Origin of the sequence: Bradyrhizobium sp. CCBAU 25360 (assembly GCF_028128695.1) — a bacterium.
GTDB classification, from domain to species: Bacteria; Pseudomonadota; Alphaproteobacteria; order Rhizobiales; family Xanthobacteraceae; genus Bradyrhizobium; species Bradyrhizobium ottawaense.
Window position 1 is genome coordinate 788,879 of record NZ_LBJA01000045.1, and the last position, 15,423, is coordinate 804,301.

Annotated in this window: 13 protein-coding genes and 1 pseudogene; 6 read left to right on the forward strand and 8 right to left on the reverse strand. The window is 66.1% G+C overall.

Annotation, left to right across the window (positions count from 1 at the left end):
* The first annotated feature begins 68 nt into the window (after nucleotides 1–68).
* Complete coding sequence (locus tag XH81_RS37995; RefSeq protein ID WP_095424173.1) at nucleotides 69–2,945, forward strand: valine--tRNA ligase; 2,877 nt, start codon at nucleotides 69–71, stop codon at nucleotides 2,943–2,945.
* Nucleotides 2,946–2,949: 4 nt separating this feature from the next.
* On the opposite strand, the gene XH81_RS38000 is transcribed toward XH81_RS37995, so the two are convergent.
* Nucleotides 2,950–3,552 carry a DNA-3-methyladenine glycosylase gene (locus XH81_RS38000; protein ID WP_038946739.1) on the reverse strand — a complete coding sequence of 201 codons (603 nt, stop codon included), beginning with the start codon at nucleotides 3,550–3,552 and terminating at the stop codon, nucleotides 2,950–2,952.
* Nucleotides 3,553–3,682: 130 nt separating this feature from the next.
* Between XH81_RS38000 and lipA the strand changes: the two genes are divergently transcribed.
* The gene (gene lipA, locus XH81_RS38005) at nucleotides 3,683–4,639 is read left to right on the forward strand and encodes a lipoyl synthase (protein ID WP_028144691.1); all 957 of its coding nucleotides are present in this window, start codon (nucleotides 3,683–3,685) and stop codon (nucleotides 4,637–4,639) included.
* A gap of 6 nt (nucleotides 4,640–4,645) precedes the next feature.
* Nucleotides 4,646–5,116: a type II toxin-antitoxin system RatA family toxin gene (locus XH81_RS38010; RefSeq protein ID WP_028144690.1), complete on the forward strand. Its 471-nt coding sequence runs from the start codon at nucleotides 4,646–4,648 to the stop codon at nucleotides 5,114–5,116.
* 150 nt (nucleotides 5,117–5,266) lie between these two features.
* On the opposite strand, the gene XH81_RS38015 is transcribed toward XH81_RS38010, so the two are convergent.
* Genes XH81_RS38015 through XH81_RS38040 form a run of 6 tightly spaced genes read right to left on the reverse strand, consistent with a single transcriptional unit; the run spans nucleotide 5,267 to nucleotide 10,467 of the window.
* Complete coding sequence (locus tag XH81_RS38015) at nucleotides 5,267–6,082, reverse strand: c-type cytochrome (RefSeq protein ID WP_028144689.1); 816 nt, start codon at nucleotides 6,080–6,082, stop codon at nucleotides 5,267–5,269.
* A complete protein-coding gene (locus tag XH81_RS38020) occupies nucleotides 6,082–7,704 on the reverse strand; it encodes a b(o/a)3-type cytochrome-c oxidase subunit 1 (protein WP_028144688.1) in 1,623 nt (540 codons plus the stop codon). Before XH81_RS38020 ends, XH81_RS38015 begins: the two co-directional genes overlap by 1 nt.
* The gene (locus XH81_RS38025) at nucleotides 7,691–8,257 is read right to left on the reverse strand and encodes a cytochrome c oxidase subunit II (protein WP_028144687.1); all 567 of its coding nucleotides are present in this window, start codon (nucleotides 8,255–8,257) and stop codon (nucleotides 7,691–7,693) included. The genes XH81_RS38020 and XH81_RS38025 overlap by 14 nt, the downstream gene beginning before the upstream one ends.
* A complete protein-coding gene (locus tag XH81_RS38030) occupies nucleotides 8,254–8,430 on the reverse strand; it encodes a hypothetical protein (RefSeq protein ID WP_018320427.1) in 177 nt (58 codons plus the stop codon). Before XH81_RS38030 ends, XH81_RS38025 begins: the two co-directional genes overlap by 4 nt.
* A 7-nt stretch (nucleotides 8,431–8,437) precedes the next feature.
* Nucleotides 8,438–9,706 carry a cytochrome c gene (locus tag XH81_RS38035; protein ID WP_085967555.1) on the reverse strand — a complete coding sequence of 423 codons (1,269 nt, stop codon included), beginning with the start codon at nucleotides 9,704–9,706 and terminating at the stop codon, nucleotides 8,438–8,440.
* Nucleotides 9,707–9,714: 8 nt separating this feature from the next.
* Nucleotides 9,715–10,467, reverse strand: a complete 753-nt coding sequence (locus XH81_RS38040) for a c-type cytochrome (RefSeq protein WP_028144685.1) — start codon at nucleotides 10,465–10,467, stop codon at nucleotides 9,715–9,717.
* A gap of 1,108 nt (nucleotides 10,468–11,575) precedes the next feature.
* Here XH81_RS38040 and XH81_RS38045 point away from each other — a divergent pair.
* The 3 genes and pseudogenes from XH81_RS38045 to XH81_RS38055 all read left to right on the forward strand — a co-directional run bounded on the left by XH81_RS38045 (nucleotide 11,576) and on the right by XH81_RS38055 (nucleotide 14,798).
* On the forward strand, nucleotides 11,576–13,963 hold the full coding sequence (locus XH81_RS38045) for a TonB-dependent receptor family protein (RefSeq protein ID WP_097668644.1): 2,388 nt from the start codon (nucleotides 11,576–11,578) through the stop codon (nucleotides 13,961–13,963).
* 81 nt (nucleotides 13,964–14,044) lie between these two features.
* Nucleotides 14,045–14,386 (forward strand): annotated as a pseudogene (locus XH81_RS38810) (class I SAM-dependent methyltransferase); the annotation flags it as partial.
* A gap of 160 nt (nucleotides 14,387–14,546) precedes the next feature.
* Nucleotides 14,547–14,798 carry a hypothetical protein gene (locus XH81_RS38055; RefSeq protein WP_028144682.1) on the forward strand — a complete coding sequence of 84 codons (252 nt, stop codon included), beginning with the start codon at nucleotides 14,547–14,549 and terminating at the stop codon, nucleotides 14,796–14,798.
* Between the two features lie 10 nt (nucleotides 14,799–14,808).
* On the opposite strand, the gene XH81_RS38060 is transcribed toward XH81_RS38055, so the two are convergent.
* Nucleotides 14,809–15,420, reverse strand: a complete 612-nt coding sequence (locus XH81_RS38060; protein WP_028144681.1) for a CinA family protein — start codon at nucleotides 15,418–15,420, stop codon at nucleotides 14,809–14,811.
* Nucleotides 15,421–15,423 lie beyond the last annotated feature (3 nt).

Sequence of the window (15,423 nt, forward strand, 5' to 3'; positions counted from 1 at the left end):
GGCTGGAAAGCCTTTGCCGCTGAGCTTCCCGTTGACTTGACCCGCACACGCGGCTTTCTAACAGCCCCATGATCGAGAAAAATTACCAGCCCGCCGATATCGAAGCCCGCATGTCCGTGGTGTGGGAGGACAGCCTTGCCTTCAAGGCCGGCCGCCCCGACCGCCGCGACGCCGTGCCCTTTACCATCGTGATCCCGCCGCCGAACGTGACGGGCTCGCTGCACATGGGCCACGCCCTCAACAACACGCTGCAGGACATCCTGTGCCGGTTCGAGCGCATGCGCGGCCGCGACGTGCTGTGGCAGCCCGGCACGGACCATGCCGGCATCGCCACCCAGATGGTGGTCGAGCGGCAGCTGATGGAGCGCCAGCAGCCCGGCCGCCGCGAGATGGGCCGCGAGAAGTTTCTCGAGCGCGTCTGGCAGTGGAAGGCCGAGAGCGGCGACACCATCATCAACCAGCTCAAGCGGCTCGGCGCCTCCTGCGACTGGTCGCGCGAACGCTTCACCATGGACGAGGGCCTGTCGAAGGCCGTCGTCAAGGTGTTCGTCGAGCTGCACCGCGACGGCCTGATCTACAAGGACAAGCGGCTGGTGAACTGGGACACCAAGCTGCTGACCGCGATCTCCGATCTCGAAGTGCAGCAGACCGAGGTGAAGGGCCATCTCTGGTATCTGCGCTATCCGATCGAGGGCAAGACATTCAGCCCTGAGGATCCCTCGAGCTTCATCGTCGTCGCCACCACGCGCCCCGAGACCATGCTCGGCGATACCGGCGTTGCCGTGCATCCCGAGGATGAGCGCTACCTGAAGCTGGTCGGCAAGAACGTGATCCTGCCGCTGGTGGGCCGCAAGATCCAGATCGTCGCCGACGATTATTCCGATCCCGAGAAGGGCTCGGGTGCGGTCAAGGTGACGCCGGCGCACGACTTCAACGACTTCGAGGTCGGCAATCGCCACGGCCTGCGCCGGATCAGCGTGATCGACAGGGAAGGCTGTCTCGATCTCGTCGACAACGAGGACTATCTGCGCGACCTGCCGGAAGGCGCCGGACAGTTCGCCGAGGAATTCCACAAGGTCGACCGCTTCGCCGCGCGCAAGCGCATCGTCGAGCGGCTGGAATCGTTCGGCTTCGTCGAGCGGATCGAGCCGCACACCCACATGGTCCCGCACGGCGATCGCTCCAACAGCGTGATCGAGCCGTATTTGACTGACCAGTGGTACGTCGACGCCAAGACGCTGGCAAAGCCCGCGATCGCGGCGGTGCGTTCGGGCGAGACGTCGTTCGTGCCGAAAAACTGGGAAAAGACCTATTTCGAGTGGATGGAGAACATCCAGCCCTGGTGCATCTCGCGCCAGCTCTGGTGGGGTCACCAGATCCCGGCCTGGTACGGACCTGACGGCAAGGTGTTCGTCGCCGAGACCGAGGAGGAGGCCGTCAGCCACGCGCTCGGCTACTACGTCGAGCAGGAAGTCATCACGGCCGAGCAGGGCCGCGAGATGGCGCTCGACCGCAACAAGCGCGAGGGCTTCATCACGCGCGACGAGGACGTGCTCGACACCTGGTTCTCCTCGGCGCTGTGGCCGTTCTCGACGCTCGGCTGGCCCGAGGATGCGCCCGAGGTGCAGCGCTATTACCCGACCAATGCGCTGGTGACCGGCTTCGACATCATCTTCTTCTGGGTCGCCCGCATGATGATGATGGGCCTGCACTTCATGAAGGAGGTGCCGTTCTCGACCATCTACATCCACGCCCTCGTCCGCGACGAGAAGGGCGCCAAGATGTCGAAGTCGAAGGGCAACGTCATCGATCCGCTCAACCTGATCGACGAATACGGCGCCGACGCGCTGCGTTTCACGCTGGCCGCGATGGCGGCGCAGGGCCGCGACATCAAGCTCGCCACCAGCCGCGTCGAAGGCTACCGCAATTTCGCGACCAAGCTCTGGAATGCGTCCCGCTTCGCCGAGATGAACCATTGCGCCGTGCCCGAGGGTTTCGAGCCGGCGAAGGCCAAGGAGACGCTGAACCGCTGGATCGCGCATGAGAGCGCGCACACCACGCGTGAGGTGACCGAGGCGATCGAGGCCTATCGCTTCAACGATGCCGCCGGCGCGATCTATCGCTTCGTCTGGAACGTCTATTGCGACTGGTATGTCGAGCTCGCCAAGCCCGTGCTGCTGGGCCCCGACAGCCCCGCCAAGGACGAGACCCGCGCCATGGTCGCCTGGGCGCGCGACGAGATCCTGAAGCTGCTGCACCCCTTCATGCCTTTCATCACAGAAGAGCTGTGGGAGGTGACGGCCAAGCGCGACGGTCTGCTCGCATTGGCGCAATGGCCGCTGAAGCCGGCCGAGCCGACCCCGGAGCAGCTCGCAATCCTCGCCGCAGCGGCCGGACCGACCGAACCGCTGATGTCGCCGATGCTGGTCATGCCGATCTTCGACCACGCGGACTTCACCGATCCCAAGGCGGAAGCCGAGATCGGCTGGGTGATCGACCTGATCACGCAGATCCGTTCGGTGCGTGCCGAGATGAACATTCCGCCGGCGACGCTGACGGCGCTGGTGCTCGTCGGCGCTTCCGCCGAAACCAGGGAGCGCGCGCCGCGCTGGACCGACGTCATCAAGCGCATGGCGCGGCTGTCGGACATCTCCTTCGCCGATCGCGCGCCCGACGGAGCGGTTCAGCTGCTCGTCCGCGGCGAGGTGGCCGCGCTGCCGCTCAAGGGCGTGATCGACGTCGCCGCCGAGCGCACGCGTCTCGACAAGGAGATCGGCAAGGCCGACGCCGACATCAAGCGCGCCGAGTCCAAGCTCGCGAACGAAAAATTCGTCGCCAACGCGGCCGAGGAGGTCGTCGAGGAGGAGCGCGAAAAGCGCGAGACCGCGCTGGCGCGCAAGGCCAAGCTGCTCGAGGCGCTGGAGCGGCTGAAGCAGGCGTCCTGAGACGCTATTTCGGGAACGGCTTGCTCAAAAACTTCGAGCCCCTGACGCCATAGCGCCAGGGCAGCTCGACGGCCTTGGTGATGCCGATCCGGATGCCGGCAACCACCTCCAACTCCTCGGTCCTCGCATGCAGCGCGATCGGAGACCGGTCCAGCGGCAGCGTGTTGTGCGCGATGGTGATGCCGAGCGCCTCGGTCAGCTTGCCCGGACCCGAGCACAGCGCGTGCGCATCCTGGAGGTGACGCCGGCGGCGCATGACGGCGATCCCGTGCGTCGGCTCCAGCGCGCGGATCAGCACGGCGCTGGCCGAGCCTTCCTCCTCGCAGACGAAGTTCACGCACCAGTGGATGCCGTAGGAGCGATAGACATAGGCATAGCCGGGCGGGCCGAACATCACCTGGTTCCGCGGCGTCGGCCCGTTGTAGGAGTGCGCCGCCGGCTCGGTATGATGATAGGCCTCGACCTCGACAATGAGGCCGCCGACGCCGTCGACCAGCATGGTGGCACCGATCAGGTCCCGGGCGACCTCGCGGACGTCGCGGTTGAAAAAGGCCCGCTTCAGAACCTTGCCGAGCCGCGGTGTGGAAGTCTTCGATACTGGAGCCATTCGAGGTGAGAATCGCCTGAGAACAGAGCAAGATATTGCCCATATCTGCCATGTTCCCTGAAGCGGCGCGAGCCGGGTTGCGATGCGTGGCGAGACCGACTAGGTAGGACCTGAACAGACCGGACACCCCATGGTCGTTATTGTCGATACCATCACGAACCCGCTGCGCCCGCGCCACCCCGAAAAGGTGAATCGCCCTGACTCCGCTTCGCCGCCGAAGCCGGACTGGATCCGCGTGCGCGCGCCCAATACCCGCGGCTACGGCGAGACCCGCAACATCGTGCGCGCCAACGGCCTGCACACGGTGTGCGAGGAAGCGGGCTGCCCGAACATCGGCGAGTGCTGGGACAAAAAGCACGCCACCTTCATGATCATGGGTGACACCTGCACCCGCGCCTGCGCCTTCTGCAACGTCAAGACCGGCCTGCCCAATGCGCTGGATGCAGCCGAGCCTGAGAACGTCGCCGAGGCGACCGCCAAGCTCGGCCTTGCCCATGTCGTCATCACCTCCGTGGACCGCGACGATCTCGCTGACGGCGGCGCCGAGCATTTTGCCCAGACCATCCGCGCGATCCGGGCGGCGTGCCCCTCGACCACGATCGAGATCCTGACGCCGGACTTCCTGCGCAAGGAGGGGGCGCTCGAGGTGGTCGTTGCCGCCAAGCCCGACGTCTTCAACCACAATCTCGAGACCGTGCCGTCGCGCTATCTCACGGTGCGGCCGGGCGCGCGCTATTTCCATTCGATCCGGCTGTTGCAGCGGGTCAAGGAGCTCGATCCCACCATCTTCACCAAGTCCGGCATCATGGTCGGCCTCGGCGAGGAGCGCCACGAGGTGCAGCAGGTGATGGACGATCTGCGCTCCGCCGAGGTCGATTTCCTGACCATCGGCCAGTACCTGCAGCCGACCCGCAAGCACCACGCCGTGATGCGCTACGTGCCGCCGGACGAGTTCGCCTCTTACGAGAAGGTCGCCTACACCAAGGGCTTCCTGATGGTGTCGGCGAGCCCGCTCACCCGCTCGTCGCATCATGCCGGCGAGGATTTTGCGAGACTGAGGGCCGCGCGGGCCGCAACCGCCCGCTGAACCGCCATGCCCAAATTTTCGAGCAAGCGCCGTGTCAATCACAGCGCCTCCGAGATGTTCGATCTGGTCGCCGACGTCGAGCGCTACCCGGAATTCGTGCCGCTCTGCAGCGCGCTGAAGGTGCGCCAGCGCATGGCCAAGCCTGATGGCACCGAGGTGCTGGTCGCCGACATGACGGTCTCGTTCAAGCTGGTCAAGGAATCCTTCACCAGCCGCGTGAGCCTCGACCGCGCCAATCAGAAGATCCTGGTCGAATATCTCCAAGGTCCTTTCAGCAACCTGGAAAACCGCTGGACGTTCGAGCCCAAAGGTGAGGGCGTTTGCGACGTCGGTTTCTTCCTGTCTTACGAATTCAAGAGCCGCATGCTGGCGCTGCTGATGGGCTCGATGTTCGACGCCGCCTTCGCGCGGTTTTCGAGCGCGTTCGAAAAGCGCGCGGATGCGATCTACGGCCGGCCGAAGCTGGCGTCGTCGTAGGTAACTCTCGTGTCCCGGACGCGCTGCAACGCCCTCGGCGTTGCTGCGCAGAGCCCGGGACCCACGCCGCCCGAACGCCTCGGAGAGATGGGCCCCGGCTCTGCAGCGCACCGCTGAAGCTGCGCTGCGTCCGGGGCACGAGAGCCATCCTCAATCCACCGCCTTCACCACATCAGGCGGCTGCGAGGCGTAGTACGCCGCGGCCTGCTCGATCTCCTGCGGCGTCATTCCGCGGGCGATGTTGCGCATCTGCTGGCTGATGTCGTTGCGCCGTTCACCGGAGGCGAAGGCGTGAAGCTGCGCCTTCATGTAGGCTTCGGACTGTCCCTCTAGCCACGGGCTGCCGGTCTTGTTGTCGAGGCTGCCATGGCAGGAGCCGCAGGGCGCGATCCCGCGCATCGGCGCGCCGTAGATGACGATGTTGGGTTTCGGCAGTTGCGGCGTCGGATGATAGGCTGGAAGCCGCGGCAGATAGGCGTAATAGTTGGAGAGATCGGCGATCTCCTGGTCGGTCAGGTTGATCGCGAACGGCGACATCACGGCATTGGCGCGCGCACCGGAGCGGAAATCGTGCAGCTCCTTGTAGATCACGGCCGCATACTGGCCGGCGAGATTGGGCGAGTCCGCGCGGCTGACGCCGGTGGGGCCATGACAGATCGCGCAGCGCTGCGCCAGCGTCGCGCCGCGCCCGATCGCCTCCTGGCTCGGACGTGACAACGTGTTCGAGGTCAGCACGACCTCGGACAGGCGTTTTGCCTGCTCGGGCGCCGTGACGCTGGCCGCACGCTGCGGTACGCCGGCGGCGCTGCAGATCGCATCCCAGACGCCGGCGAACTGAACCCAGGGCTGTGCGAAAGGCAGCACAATGAAGCCGGCAATCGCGGTGACGACGAGGATCGCGGCGGTGATGCCGACGCCAGTCCTGAAATGGCTGTTGCGGAGAGTAAAGAGGTCGCGCGTGCTCATCACTGCGCTCCCACATAGACGGCCGGCACCGAGGTGCCCGAACTCAGCGCCAGATTCAGGATCGGATAGCCGTAATTGGTGAGGGTGAGGCCGATCATCAGTGCCACCCATAGCGCGTGGGTGTTGAGTGCGACCGGCACCGTCTTTGGTTCATGCACGGCGAGCGCGAAGCGATAGGGCCCGGCGTCGATTTGAGGCGCGCGCATGCCACGCGCCAGGATGACGATGAACATGATGCCCGAGGCCAGCAGGATGAAGCCGCCGATCGCCGACAGGGTGACGGAGAATGCCTGCGGTGCGATCGCGGGATCGCCGAAGTCGAAATAGGCCATGCGGCGCGGCATCCCCAGAATGCCGACCCAGTGCCACGGGAACGTCGTCACGATCATGCCGATGAACCACAGCCAGAGCTGGGTGCGGATCAGGCGGATATCGATCAACTCCCGGCCCGTCAGATGCGGCCAGAGATCATAGGCGATCGCGAAGTACATGATGACGATGGCGCCGCCGAAGATCAGGTGGAAATGCCCGGTGATCCACTGCGTGTTGTGGATCGAGGCATCGAGCTGATAGCTCATGTTGATGAGGCCGCCGGCGCCGCCGAAGCCGAGCATGATGAAGGAGAACGCCAGCGCCAGCATCATCGGATTGTCCCAAGGCAGGGCCCCGATCCAGCCGAACATGCCGCGGCCGCCGCGCAGCCGCGCCGCGATCTCGACCGAGGCGCAGATCGTGAATACGGTCAGCAGCGTCGGCAGCGCGACCAGCGCCGTGAAGGCGGAATGGATGAACTTGAAGCCGGCGCCTACTTGCGGATCGGCAAAGGTGTGGTGCATGCCGATCGGCATCGCCACCACCAGGAACAGGATGAAGGAGATCCGCGCCATCGAGTCGGAATAGACGCGACCGCCGATCGCGCGCGGCACGATGGTGTAATAGGCGATGTAGGTCGGCATCAGCCAGAAATAGACGATGGCGTGCAGCGTCCATGAGAAGAAGATGCGCGCCAGGCCGGCATCGATGGTGGCCTTGAGGCCCGCCGCAACCGGAATGATCTGGAGCAGCAGCTCGAGCGCGGCGCCGACCGCGGTCCAAGCCCACAAATACGAGCCCGCGACGTTGGCGAACATGGCGAGCGGCACTGGCGCGCCGGGATTGGCCTTGCGCCAGACGCGCAAGTTAATCGACATCAGCGCGACCCAGATCCACGAGCCGACCACCACCAGGACGACGCCGAGATAGTAGAAGACGTTGCCGATCAGCGGCGGATAGAAGGTGTAGAGCACCGAGGCACGCCCCATTGCGATCGGAATCACCGCCATGATGCTGCCGGCGACGATCAACCAGAATCCTGCCCAGGCCCAGCGCACGCCGACCAGGCGCTGCTGCAGCGCGGACTCGCTGATGGCGTAGCCGAATGCCATCGCCACCAGGGTCGGGAAGACGTAGCCCATCACCGTGCCGTGGGCGGTCAGCGAGCGGTAATAGAGCTCGGGGTTGGAGAGCCAGGTGCCGATCGGGCTGCGGATGAACATCTGCCAGGCGCCGAGCGTGAGCGCGATGCCGAATACGGCGAAGGCCAGCCAGAAATGGGCGAGGATGAGCTTCCTATTGACCAACACAGCTCAGCCTCCCGCCACCCTTCGCGCGATCGGCGAAATCGGTCTTGTCGATCACCTTGACCTTGCCCCACATGCCCTCGTGGCCAAAGCTGCAAAACTCCTGGCAGGGCATCAGATAGTCGCCGGTTTTCGCGAAGCGCATCAGCTGCTCCGAGATGTAGCCCGGCACCAGCATGGTGTTGACGTTGGTGCCCTGAATGAGGATGCCGTGGACGACGTCGGCGCTGGTGGCCCGCAGCGTGATCGGCGTATCCGCGGGCACCACGATGCAGGCAGGCGTGAAGGAATATTGCTGGCCGATTGCACGCACCGTGACGTTGCCGTTGGCCTCCAGCACGCTGCCGAGATTGCTCTCGACGAATTCGCCGGACAGATGCAGGCGCGAGGGATCGGTGATCTCGACGCGCGGCTGCGGCATGGTCGCGCGATGGATGCCGGCGAAAGCCGCCAGCAGCGCCATCATCACGATGATGATCACGGCGATGGTCGCCCAGCGCCGCTCGACGCGGGCCGCGACCTCGGCGCTGTCGTGATGAGTTTCCTCTGCGCTCATTGCAGCGATCCGCGGGGCAGGAAGACGAACAGATAGAAGGCGAGCCACATCGCGACCACGCAGGCGGTGGCGATGCCGGCGAGCACGATCGCGCCGGACGGGCCTTGCGCGACGACCTCCTCGACGGCCTGGTCGGCGCTAGCAGGGCTGGTCGGCGGATCGGAGTTGATCATGTGATTCTCAATTCAGCGGTGCGGAGCGCAGCTCGTTGGCCTCGCGCGCCGAGACCGGCGTGCCGCGATTGCCCCAGGCGGTGCGGATGTAGGAGACGACGGCGGCGATCTCGTTGTCGGACAGGAGGCCAGCGAAAGGCGGCATGCCGTAGGGCATCGGGTTGCCCCTGGTGCCCGGTGGATAGCCGCCATTGAGCACCATGCGGATCGGATTGACCGCCGACTGCATCTCGATCGACTGGTTGTTGGCGAGCGGCGGCCAGTGCGGCGGCTTGCCTTCGCCCTGCGTGCCATGACAGCTCGCGCACTGCTTGTCGTAGACGGTCTTGCCGAGGCTGATCAGCAGGCTGCTCTCGGTGGTCGGCAGCGTCGAGCTTGCCGGCGGCGGAGGCGAGGGCTCCGCGATGCCCTTGAGGTACACCGCCATCGCCTTGGTGTCCTCGTCGTTGAGATATTGCAGGCTGTTGTGCACGACCTCGGCCATCGGACCGTAGACCACGCCGCGCATGGAGACGCCGGTCTGCAGCAGGTCGGTGATGTCCTTGATGCTCCAGTCGCCGAGGCCGGCCTCGCGGTTTGAGGTGAGCGAGGGCGCGTACCAGTTCTGCATCGGGATCAGGCCGCCCTTGAAGGCATCCGATTGCGAGGTGCCGCCGAGCGCGTTGATCGGCGAATGGCACATGCCGCAATGGCCGAGGCCTTCGACCAGATAGGCGCCGCGATTCCATTCCGCTGATTTCTTCGGATCGGGCTTGAACTCGCCTTCGCTGAAGAACAGCGTGCGCCAGCCGAGGATGAGCTGGCGGTTGTCGTAGGGAAAGCGCAGCTCATGCGGCTTGTTCTTCTGATTCACCGGCGCGATCGAGCGTAAATACGCGAAGATCGCATCGCTGTCGGCGCGCGTGACCTTGGTGTAGGACGCGAACGGCATGGCCGGATAGATCAACCCGCCGTCCGGGAAACGGCCGCTGTGCATGGTCTTGTAGAAGTCGTCGGCGCTCCACTTGCCGATCCCGGTATCCGGGTCCGGCGTGATGTTGGAGGTGTAGAGTGTACCGAACGGCGTCGGCATGGCGCGGCCGCCGGCGAACAGGCGGCCCTCCGGCGCGGTATGACAGGCCGTGCAATCGCCGGCACGGGCGAGATATTCGCCGCGGGCGATGATGTCGCTGCTCTTGTCTTGAGCCTTGTCTTGCGCCTGCGCGGCCGTGGTGAGCGCGGCGAGGGCCAGGAGCTTGATCGATATGAGTGCGGTCGATAGTTTCGAGCCCATCATCCGCCTCGTCAGTTGGGCTGGCTGCCGCAGCCGAAAGGCAGCGCGTAGCTGCCTTTCGGCACGGGAGCCGGGTTCGTGGGCGCCGGTCGTGTCGCGAGCCAGGCCGCGACCGCGGTGACGTCGGCCTCGGTCAGATGGCCTGCGACTTGCTGCATGCAGTCTGGCGATTTCGCCGTGCGGGTGCCGTAGCGCCAGGCGCCGAGCTGGGCGCTGATGTAATTGGCGCGCAGGCCGAGCAGGCCGGGGATGCCGGGTTGCATGCCTGCGAGTCCCGGGCCATGGCAGCTCACGCAGGCCGGAATATTGCGGCTGGCATCGCCGCTGGTGGCGAGCAGCTCGCCCTGCGCCAGCACGTCCTTGCTGACCTCGCTCGGCGCCGGCTGCGGCAGCGGCGGATGTTCGCCGGCAAAATATTCCGCCATCGCCTCCAGATACGGATCAGGCAGAAACTCCAGCAGATAGTTCATGGGCGGATATTTGCGGCGGCCGCTGCGGAAGGCGAGCAGTTGATTGTAGAGATAGCCGGCGGGCTTGCCGGCAAGCCGCGGGAAATAGACGTCGCTGGTGCCTTCGCCCTTGTTGCCGTGACAGGGCGTGCAGGCCTCGACCCGCGCCGCCATCGTATCCGGCGGCTGGTTCGCCGTTTGTGCGGCCGCACCGTCAATGGTGGCCAAGGTGATGGTGGCCAAGACAATGGCGGCCAAGACAACGGCGGCCAAGGTGATAGTCACGGCGACCGAGGCCGCAGCGCGAGCGAACAATTTCGTCGCCCTCCAAAATGCTGGTCCGGTTGATTCCGGATCACAACGTAGAGCGGCATTATTGCGCCAATATTTTCTCGCGCAAGATCGGAGACGCGTGATGACGTTTGGTCGCGCCGTCTGCATTCGCGATTCCGATCGAATTGGACGAACTTGCGTGCTTTTTTCGAAAACTGAACATAACGCTGCGGTCTCGCGACAGTTCCTGCCCGAGTCCTGCATTGGTCATGTCGCCCTCAGATGTCAGAGGGCGCAGGGAAGGCCGGGTGCCGGCTGGCACCCGCGGTCCACTGTGCGAAACCTGCGTGACAAGAATCTGCACAGCGGCATACAGGTGTAGCCAAGACAACCCGGCCTTCCCTGCGCAGTGGTTTGACGGCTTATGCCGAGCTCTCCCCGGGGAGCGATGCACTATTGCCCCCGTCGCCTCACGAATAGCTGACGCGCGCACCCGGTCGGGCAACGCGCATCACCGCAAGACTTGACGCACAGACCCCGGGCGTCAGGACGACACGGTTTTGCCGTACGCAGATCACACCGGTCGTGTGCGCAAAAGGCTCGTCGCTCACGGTTTGCCCGCCCTGCGATGCCTCTCGCGCCGATGTGACTAGCGTCCACCGCAGCTCACCCCACGTTTCGTGACGATCGCGATACGCCCCTCTGACCGGGGTGAGGTGGCGGGACAATGCGACAAAGCCGAAATTCTGTAAAGGCGAATATTTTCGCCTGCGCGCCTTGCCCTACCGCTAGCGTGTTTTGCCCGTCGGGCAACGCAACCGCTTGTAGGTGCGCGGGGTGGGTTGGGAGAAGGCGTAATCCACCATGTCTGCCGAGCAGGCATGAGAAGAGGTGGATGACGCTTCGCTAATTCCCCTACGACGTGTTTCGTGCCGTGTTCCGCTTCGATCCGCACCGCGATCATGTCGCGGCATCGCGAGTTCTCAACGTGCTGTTCGTGCCGAAGCTGGAACGAAACTAATTCCAAGCAGCGCGCTGTTTGTCCCAGCGCAACCAGATTCCCGGTGCGCGCGGCGAGCTTCGCGCGAGATCGCGACGGCGTTCAGCGTCGCCCGCGGGAAAAAGTGGGGCTGGAGTGGGAAGTAGGATCATGAGTCCGTCGTTGGGGCGAGGGCGTTCGTGGCGCACAGGCAGAACGCAAGGCACGGTGCTGCTGTCCTGGACAGCGTCTGCCTTGCTGCTGCCGGCCCTTGCCGGAGAGGCTTGCCTGGCGCAATCGGCGGCGCCGGGCGCGGCGGTCCAGCTCGATCCTGTCGTGGTGGAGGCGCCGAAGAGCGCGGCGAAGCCCGCGGCGGTATCTCGCGAGCGGGTCGCGGCGCGGCGCCGGGCCGCCGAGCCGCAACCGCGCGGCGGTGCCAACCTCGGCGACGAGGTTGCGGGGCCGGCTGCCCCGGCCGCATCGGTGCAGGAGCGCTTCGAGGCGCTCGCGGGCGGCGTCGCGCTGGTCCGGCGCGAGGATCTCTCACCCACCGGCAATCCGACCGCGTCGCGTGCCCTCAGCGGGGTTCCCGGTGTCGTGGTGCAGAACTTCTTCGGCGGCAACGACCAGCCGCGTATCCAGATCCGTGGCTCCGGTCTGCAGCAGAATCCGGTCGAGCGCGGGCTGCTGGTGCTCCAGAACGGCCTGCCCATCAACCGGGCCGACGGCTCCTACATCGTCGGCTTCGCCAACCCGCAACAGGCGGAGGCCATCGAGGTCTATCGCGGCTACATCGCCAACCGCCTCGGCGCCACCGTGCTCGGCGGTGCGCTGAATTTCGTATCGCCGACGGGATCGTCCTCGCCGGGCACGCAGGCCGCCATCAGCGGCGGCAGCTTCGGCCAGATCAATGCCAGCGCGCAGACCGGCGGCAGGAAAGACAATGTGGACGCGCTGGTGCAGGCCGATTTCAGCCGTCGCGACGGCTTTCGCGACTACAACAGCTCCGAGCGCAGCAGTTTCAATGCCAATGTCGGCGCCGTGCTGTCCGAGAACGTCAGCACGCGCTTCTTCATCGGCTACACCGATCTCGGCTTCGATGTGGCGGGACCGCTGACCAAGAGCGCAATGCAGGCCAATCCGCGGCAGGTGTTTGCCGGGCCGACCTTCATCCCGCCGTCGACCTCGATCAATCCCGGCCCCAACGTGGTGCGTGACCGGCCGCGCCGCGAGGCCGAGCAGTTCGTGGCGGGCTCGCGGACCACCGCGACGTTCGACGCGCATCTGTTCGACGTCGCGCTCGGCTATACCCACACCGACGACATGTTCCGCTTTCCGATCTCCTCAGGCGTTCGCGCCACGCGGGGTGACGATGCGACCGGCGTCTTCCGCTACGCCTACAAGCCCGACAGCGCGGCGGCGTTACCGCTGCTCGAAACGACCGCGCAATATTCGGTGGGATCGGCGGATCGGGAGAATTTCATCAACCAGGCCGGGCAGACCGGCGCCAAGTTCGGCGAGAGCCGGCTCGATGCCACCACGCTGGCGCTGCATACCGGCCTCAATCTGCCGGTCTGGGACCGGATCACCGTCTCGCCGGCGATCGCCTATGGCTACGCCACGCGCGACAATGACGACGTCTACCGGAGTGCGACGCGGCCGACGATTGCCTACAATCCGGCAAATCCGACGATGCTGCTGCCGAACGGCGCGGTGCCGACGCAGAGCTCGAGCTATGCGCTCAGCTATTCGGCGTGGAGCCCCAGCCTCGGCGTGACCTTCCGCCCCGTGGCCGGCCAAACCATCTTTGCCGCGGTCAGCCGCAGCTTCGAGCCGCCCTCGCATGACGATCTGCTCGCGACGGTCAACGGGACGCCGAACAGCAGTGCCGGGCGGCCGACGCCGGGCAATCCGGGCCTCGTCGCAGCGGCATTCGCGACGCCCGATCTGAAGGCCCAGACCGCCACCACCGTTGAGGGCGGCTGGCGCGGCCGCGCGGGCATCCTGTCGTGGGACGCGGTCAGCTACTATTCCTGGGTCGACAACGAGCTCTTGAGCCTGCGCGACTCCACCGGCGCGCTGATGGCGGCGTTCAATGCCGACCGCACCACGCATCTCGGCGTCGAGCTCGGCCTCGGCGTCAGGATCACGCCGCGGCTGACCGGCCGCGTCGCCTACACCTACCAGGACTTCCGCTTCGACAACGATCCGCTGCGCGGCAACAACCGTCTGGCCGGCGCGCCGCCGCATCTCGTCAACGCGGTCCTGCAATATCAGGCGACCGACGCCTGGAAGCTGGAAGGCGCGGTGCGCTGGAGCCCCGGCCACATGCCGGTCGACAACATGAACACGCTGTTTGCCGATCCGTTCGTGGTCGCCGATGTGCGCACCGAGTACCGGATCAGCGAGCGCTTCGCGGTGTTCGGCGAGATCACCAATCTGTTCAACGCGACCTATGCCGCGTCGACCCTGATCGTCGATCAGGCGCGGCCGGACCAGGCCGCGTTCATCCCCGGCGACGGACGCGGCTATTACGGCGGCATCCGGGCGCGGTTCTAACTTGCAAAGGAGACACCCATGATTGCAGACCACACGATGCCATCGGTCGACCTGCCGGGCGCTGATCTCGACGTGGCGAAGATGCCGGGCCATTGGCTGCTGGCCCGGCTAGGCAAGCGCGTGCTGCGTCCCGGCGGGCTTGGCCTGACGCGCGCGCTGCTGCACGGGCTGGTGATCGGCGCCGAAGATGATGTCGTCGAGTTTGCGCCGGGGCTCGGCGTCACCGCACGCCTGATCCTGGAGCGAGGCCCGCGGCGCTATGTCGGCGTCGAGCGCGATGCGCAGGCTGCGGCGTGGACGAGCCGGCAGCTTCCGGCGAAGGGAAACGTCTCGGTCGTCGTCGGGACCGCCGATCAGACGCCCCTGCCGGCCGGCTCTGCATCGATCGTGATCGGCGAGGCGATGCTGAGCATGCAGCCCCAGGAGCAGAAGCGCCGCATCGCGGCGGAGGCGTTCCGGCTGCTTCGCCCCGGCGGGCGTTACGGCATCCACGAGCTCGCCGTGACGCCGGACGACATGCCGTTCGGCCAAAGGCAGGAGATCGATCGCGCTCTCCGGAGCCATCCATGTCGGGGCACGTCCGTTGTCCGGCGAAGGATGGAGAGGGCTGCTGGAGAGCGTCGGCTTTCAGATCGAGGCGGTCGAGTTCGCGCCGATGCATCTGCTCCGACCGCGGCGCCTGGTGCAGGACGAGGGCCTGGTGGGCGCGTTGCGGCTCGCCAGGAACCTGCTGCTGGATCGGGCGGCGCGGCGCCGGGTGCTGGCAATGCGGCGGGTGTTCGAGCAGCATCGCGCCAATCTGGCTGCGATCCGTGTGATTGCGCGCAAGGTGTAAGCGGGGGTGCTCAGCCCCGCGGCGACCGTGGCGTCCGGCGTTTGGCCACATGTCGGCGCGGCGAGCGTGTCACGCGCGGGCGCAAGCGGGTGACTGCGGCGGCGCGTTTCGGCTTGGCGGCAACTTGCGGGCCGCGGGCCAGATCCATCAGCATGCGCAACGCCTCGACCACCGAACGGGCGCGGACCGCGCTGCGGCCGATCGCGCCGAAGCGATGCTCGCGGTGGATGATGCGGCCGTCGCGCGCGGCGACGGCGAAATGCACGAGACCGATCGGCTTGCCGGGCGTCGCGCCGCCGGGACCGGCAATGCCGGTGATGGCGACGGCGAGATCGACGCCGGCACGCTCCAGCGCGCCGACCGCCATCGCGGTCGCGGTCTCCTTGCTGACGGCGCCGAAGTTCGTGAGCGTGCCGGCTTCGACGCCGAGCATCGCGCGCTTGGCGTCGTTGGAATAGGTGACGAAGCCGCGGTCGATCACATCGGAGGAGCCGGGGATATCGGTCAGCGCGCCGGCGACGAGGCCGCCGGTGCAGGATTCAGCCGTCGCGATCGTCAGCTTGCGCATCCGGCACAGGTCGAGCAGCGAGCGGGAGAGGGCGCGTGCGTCGCTGCCGCCCATGGC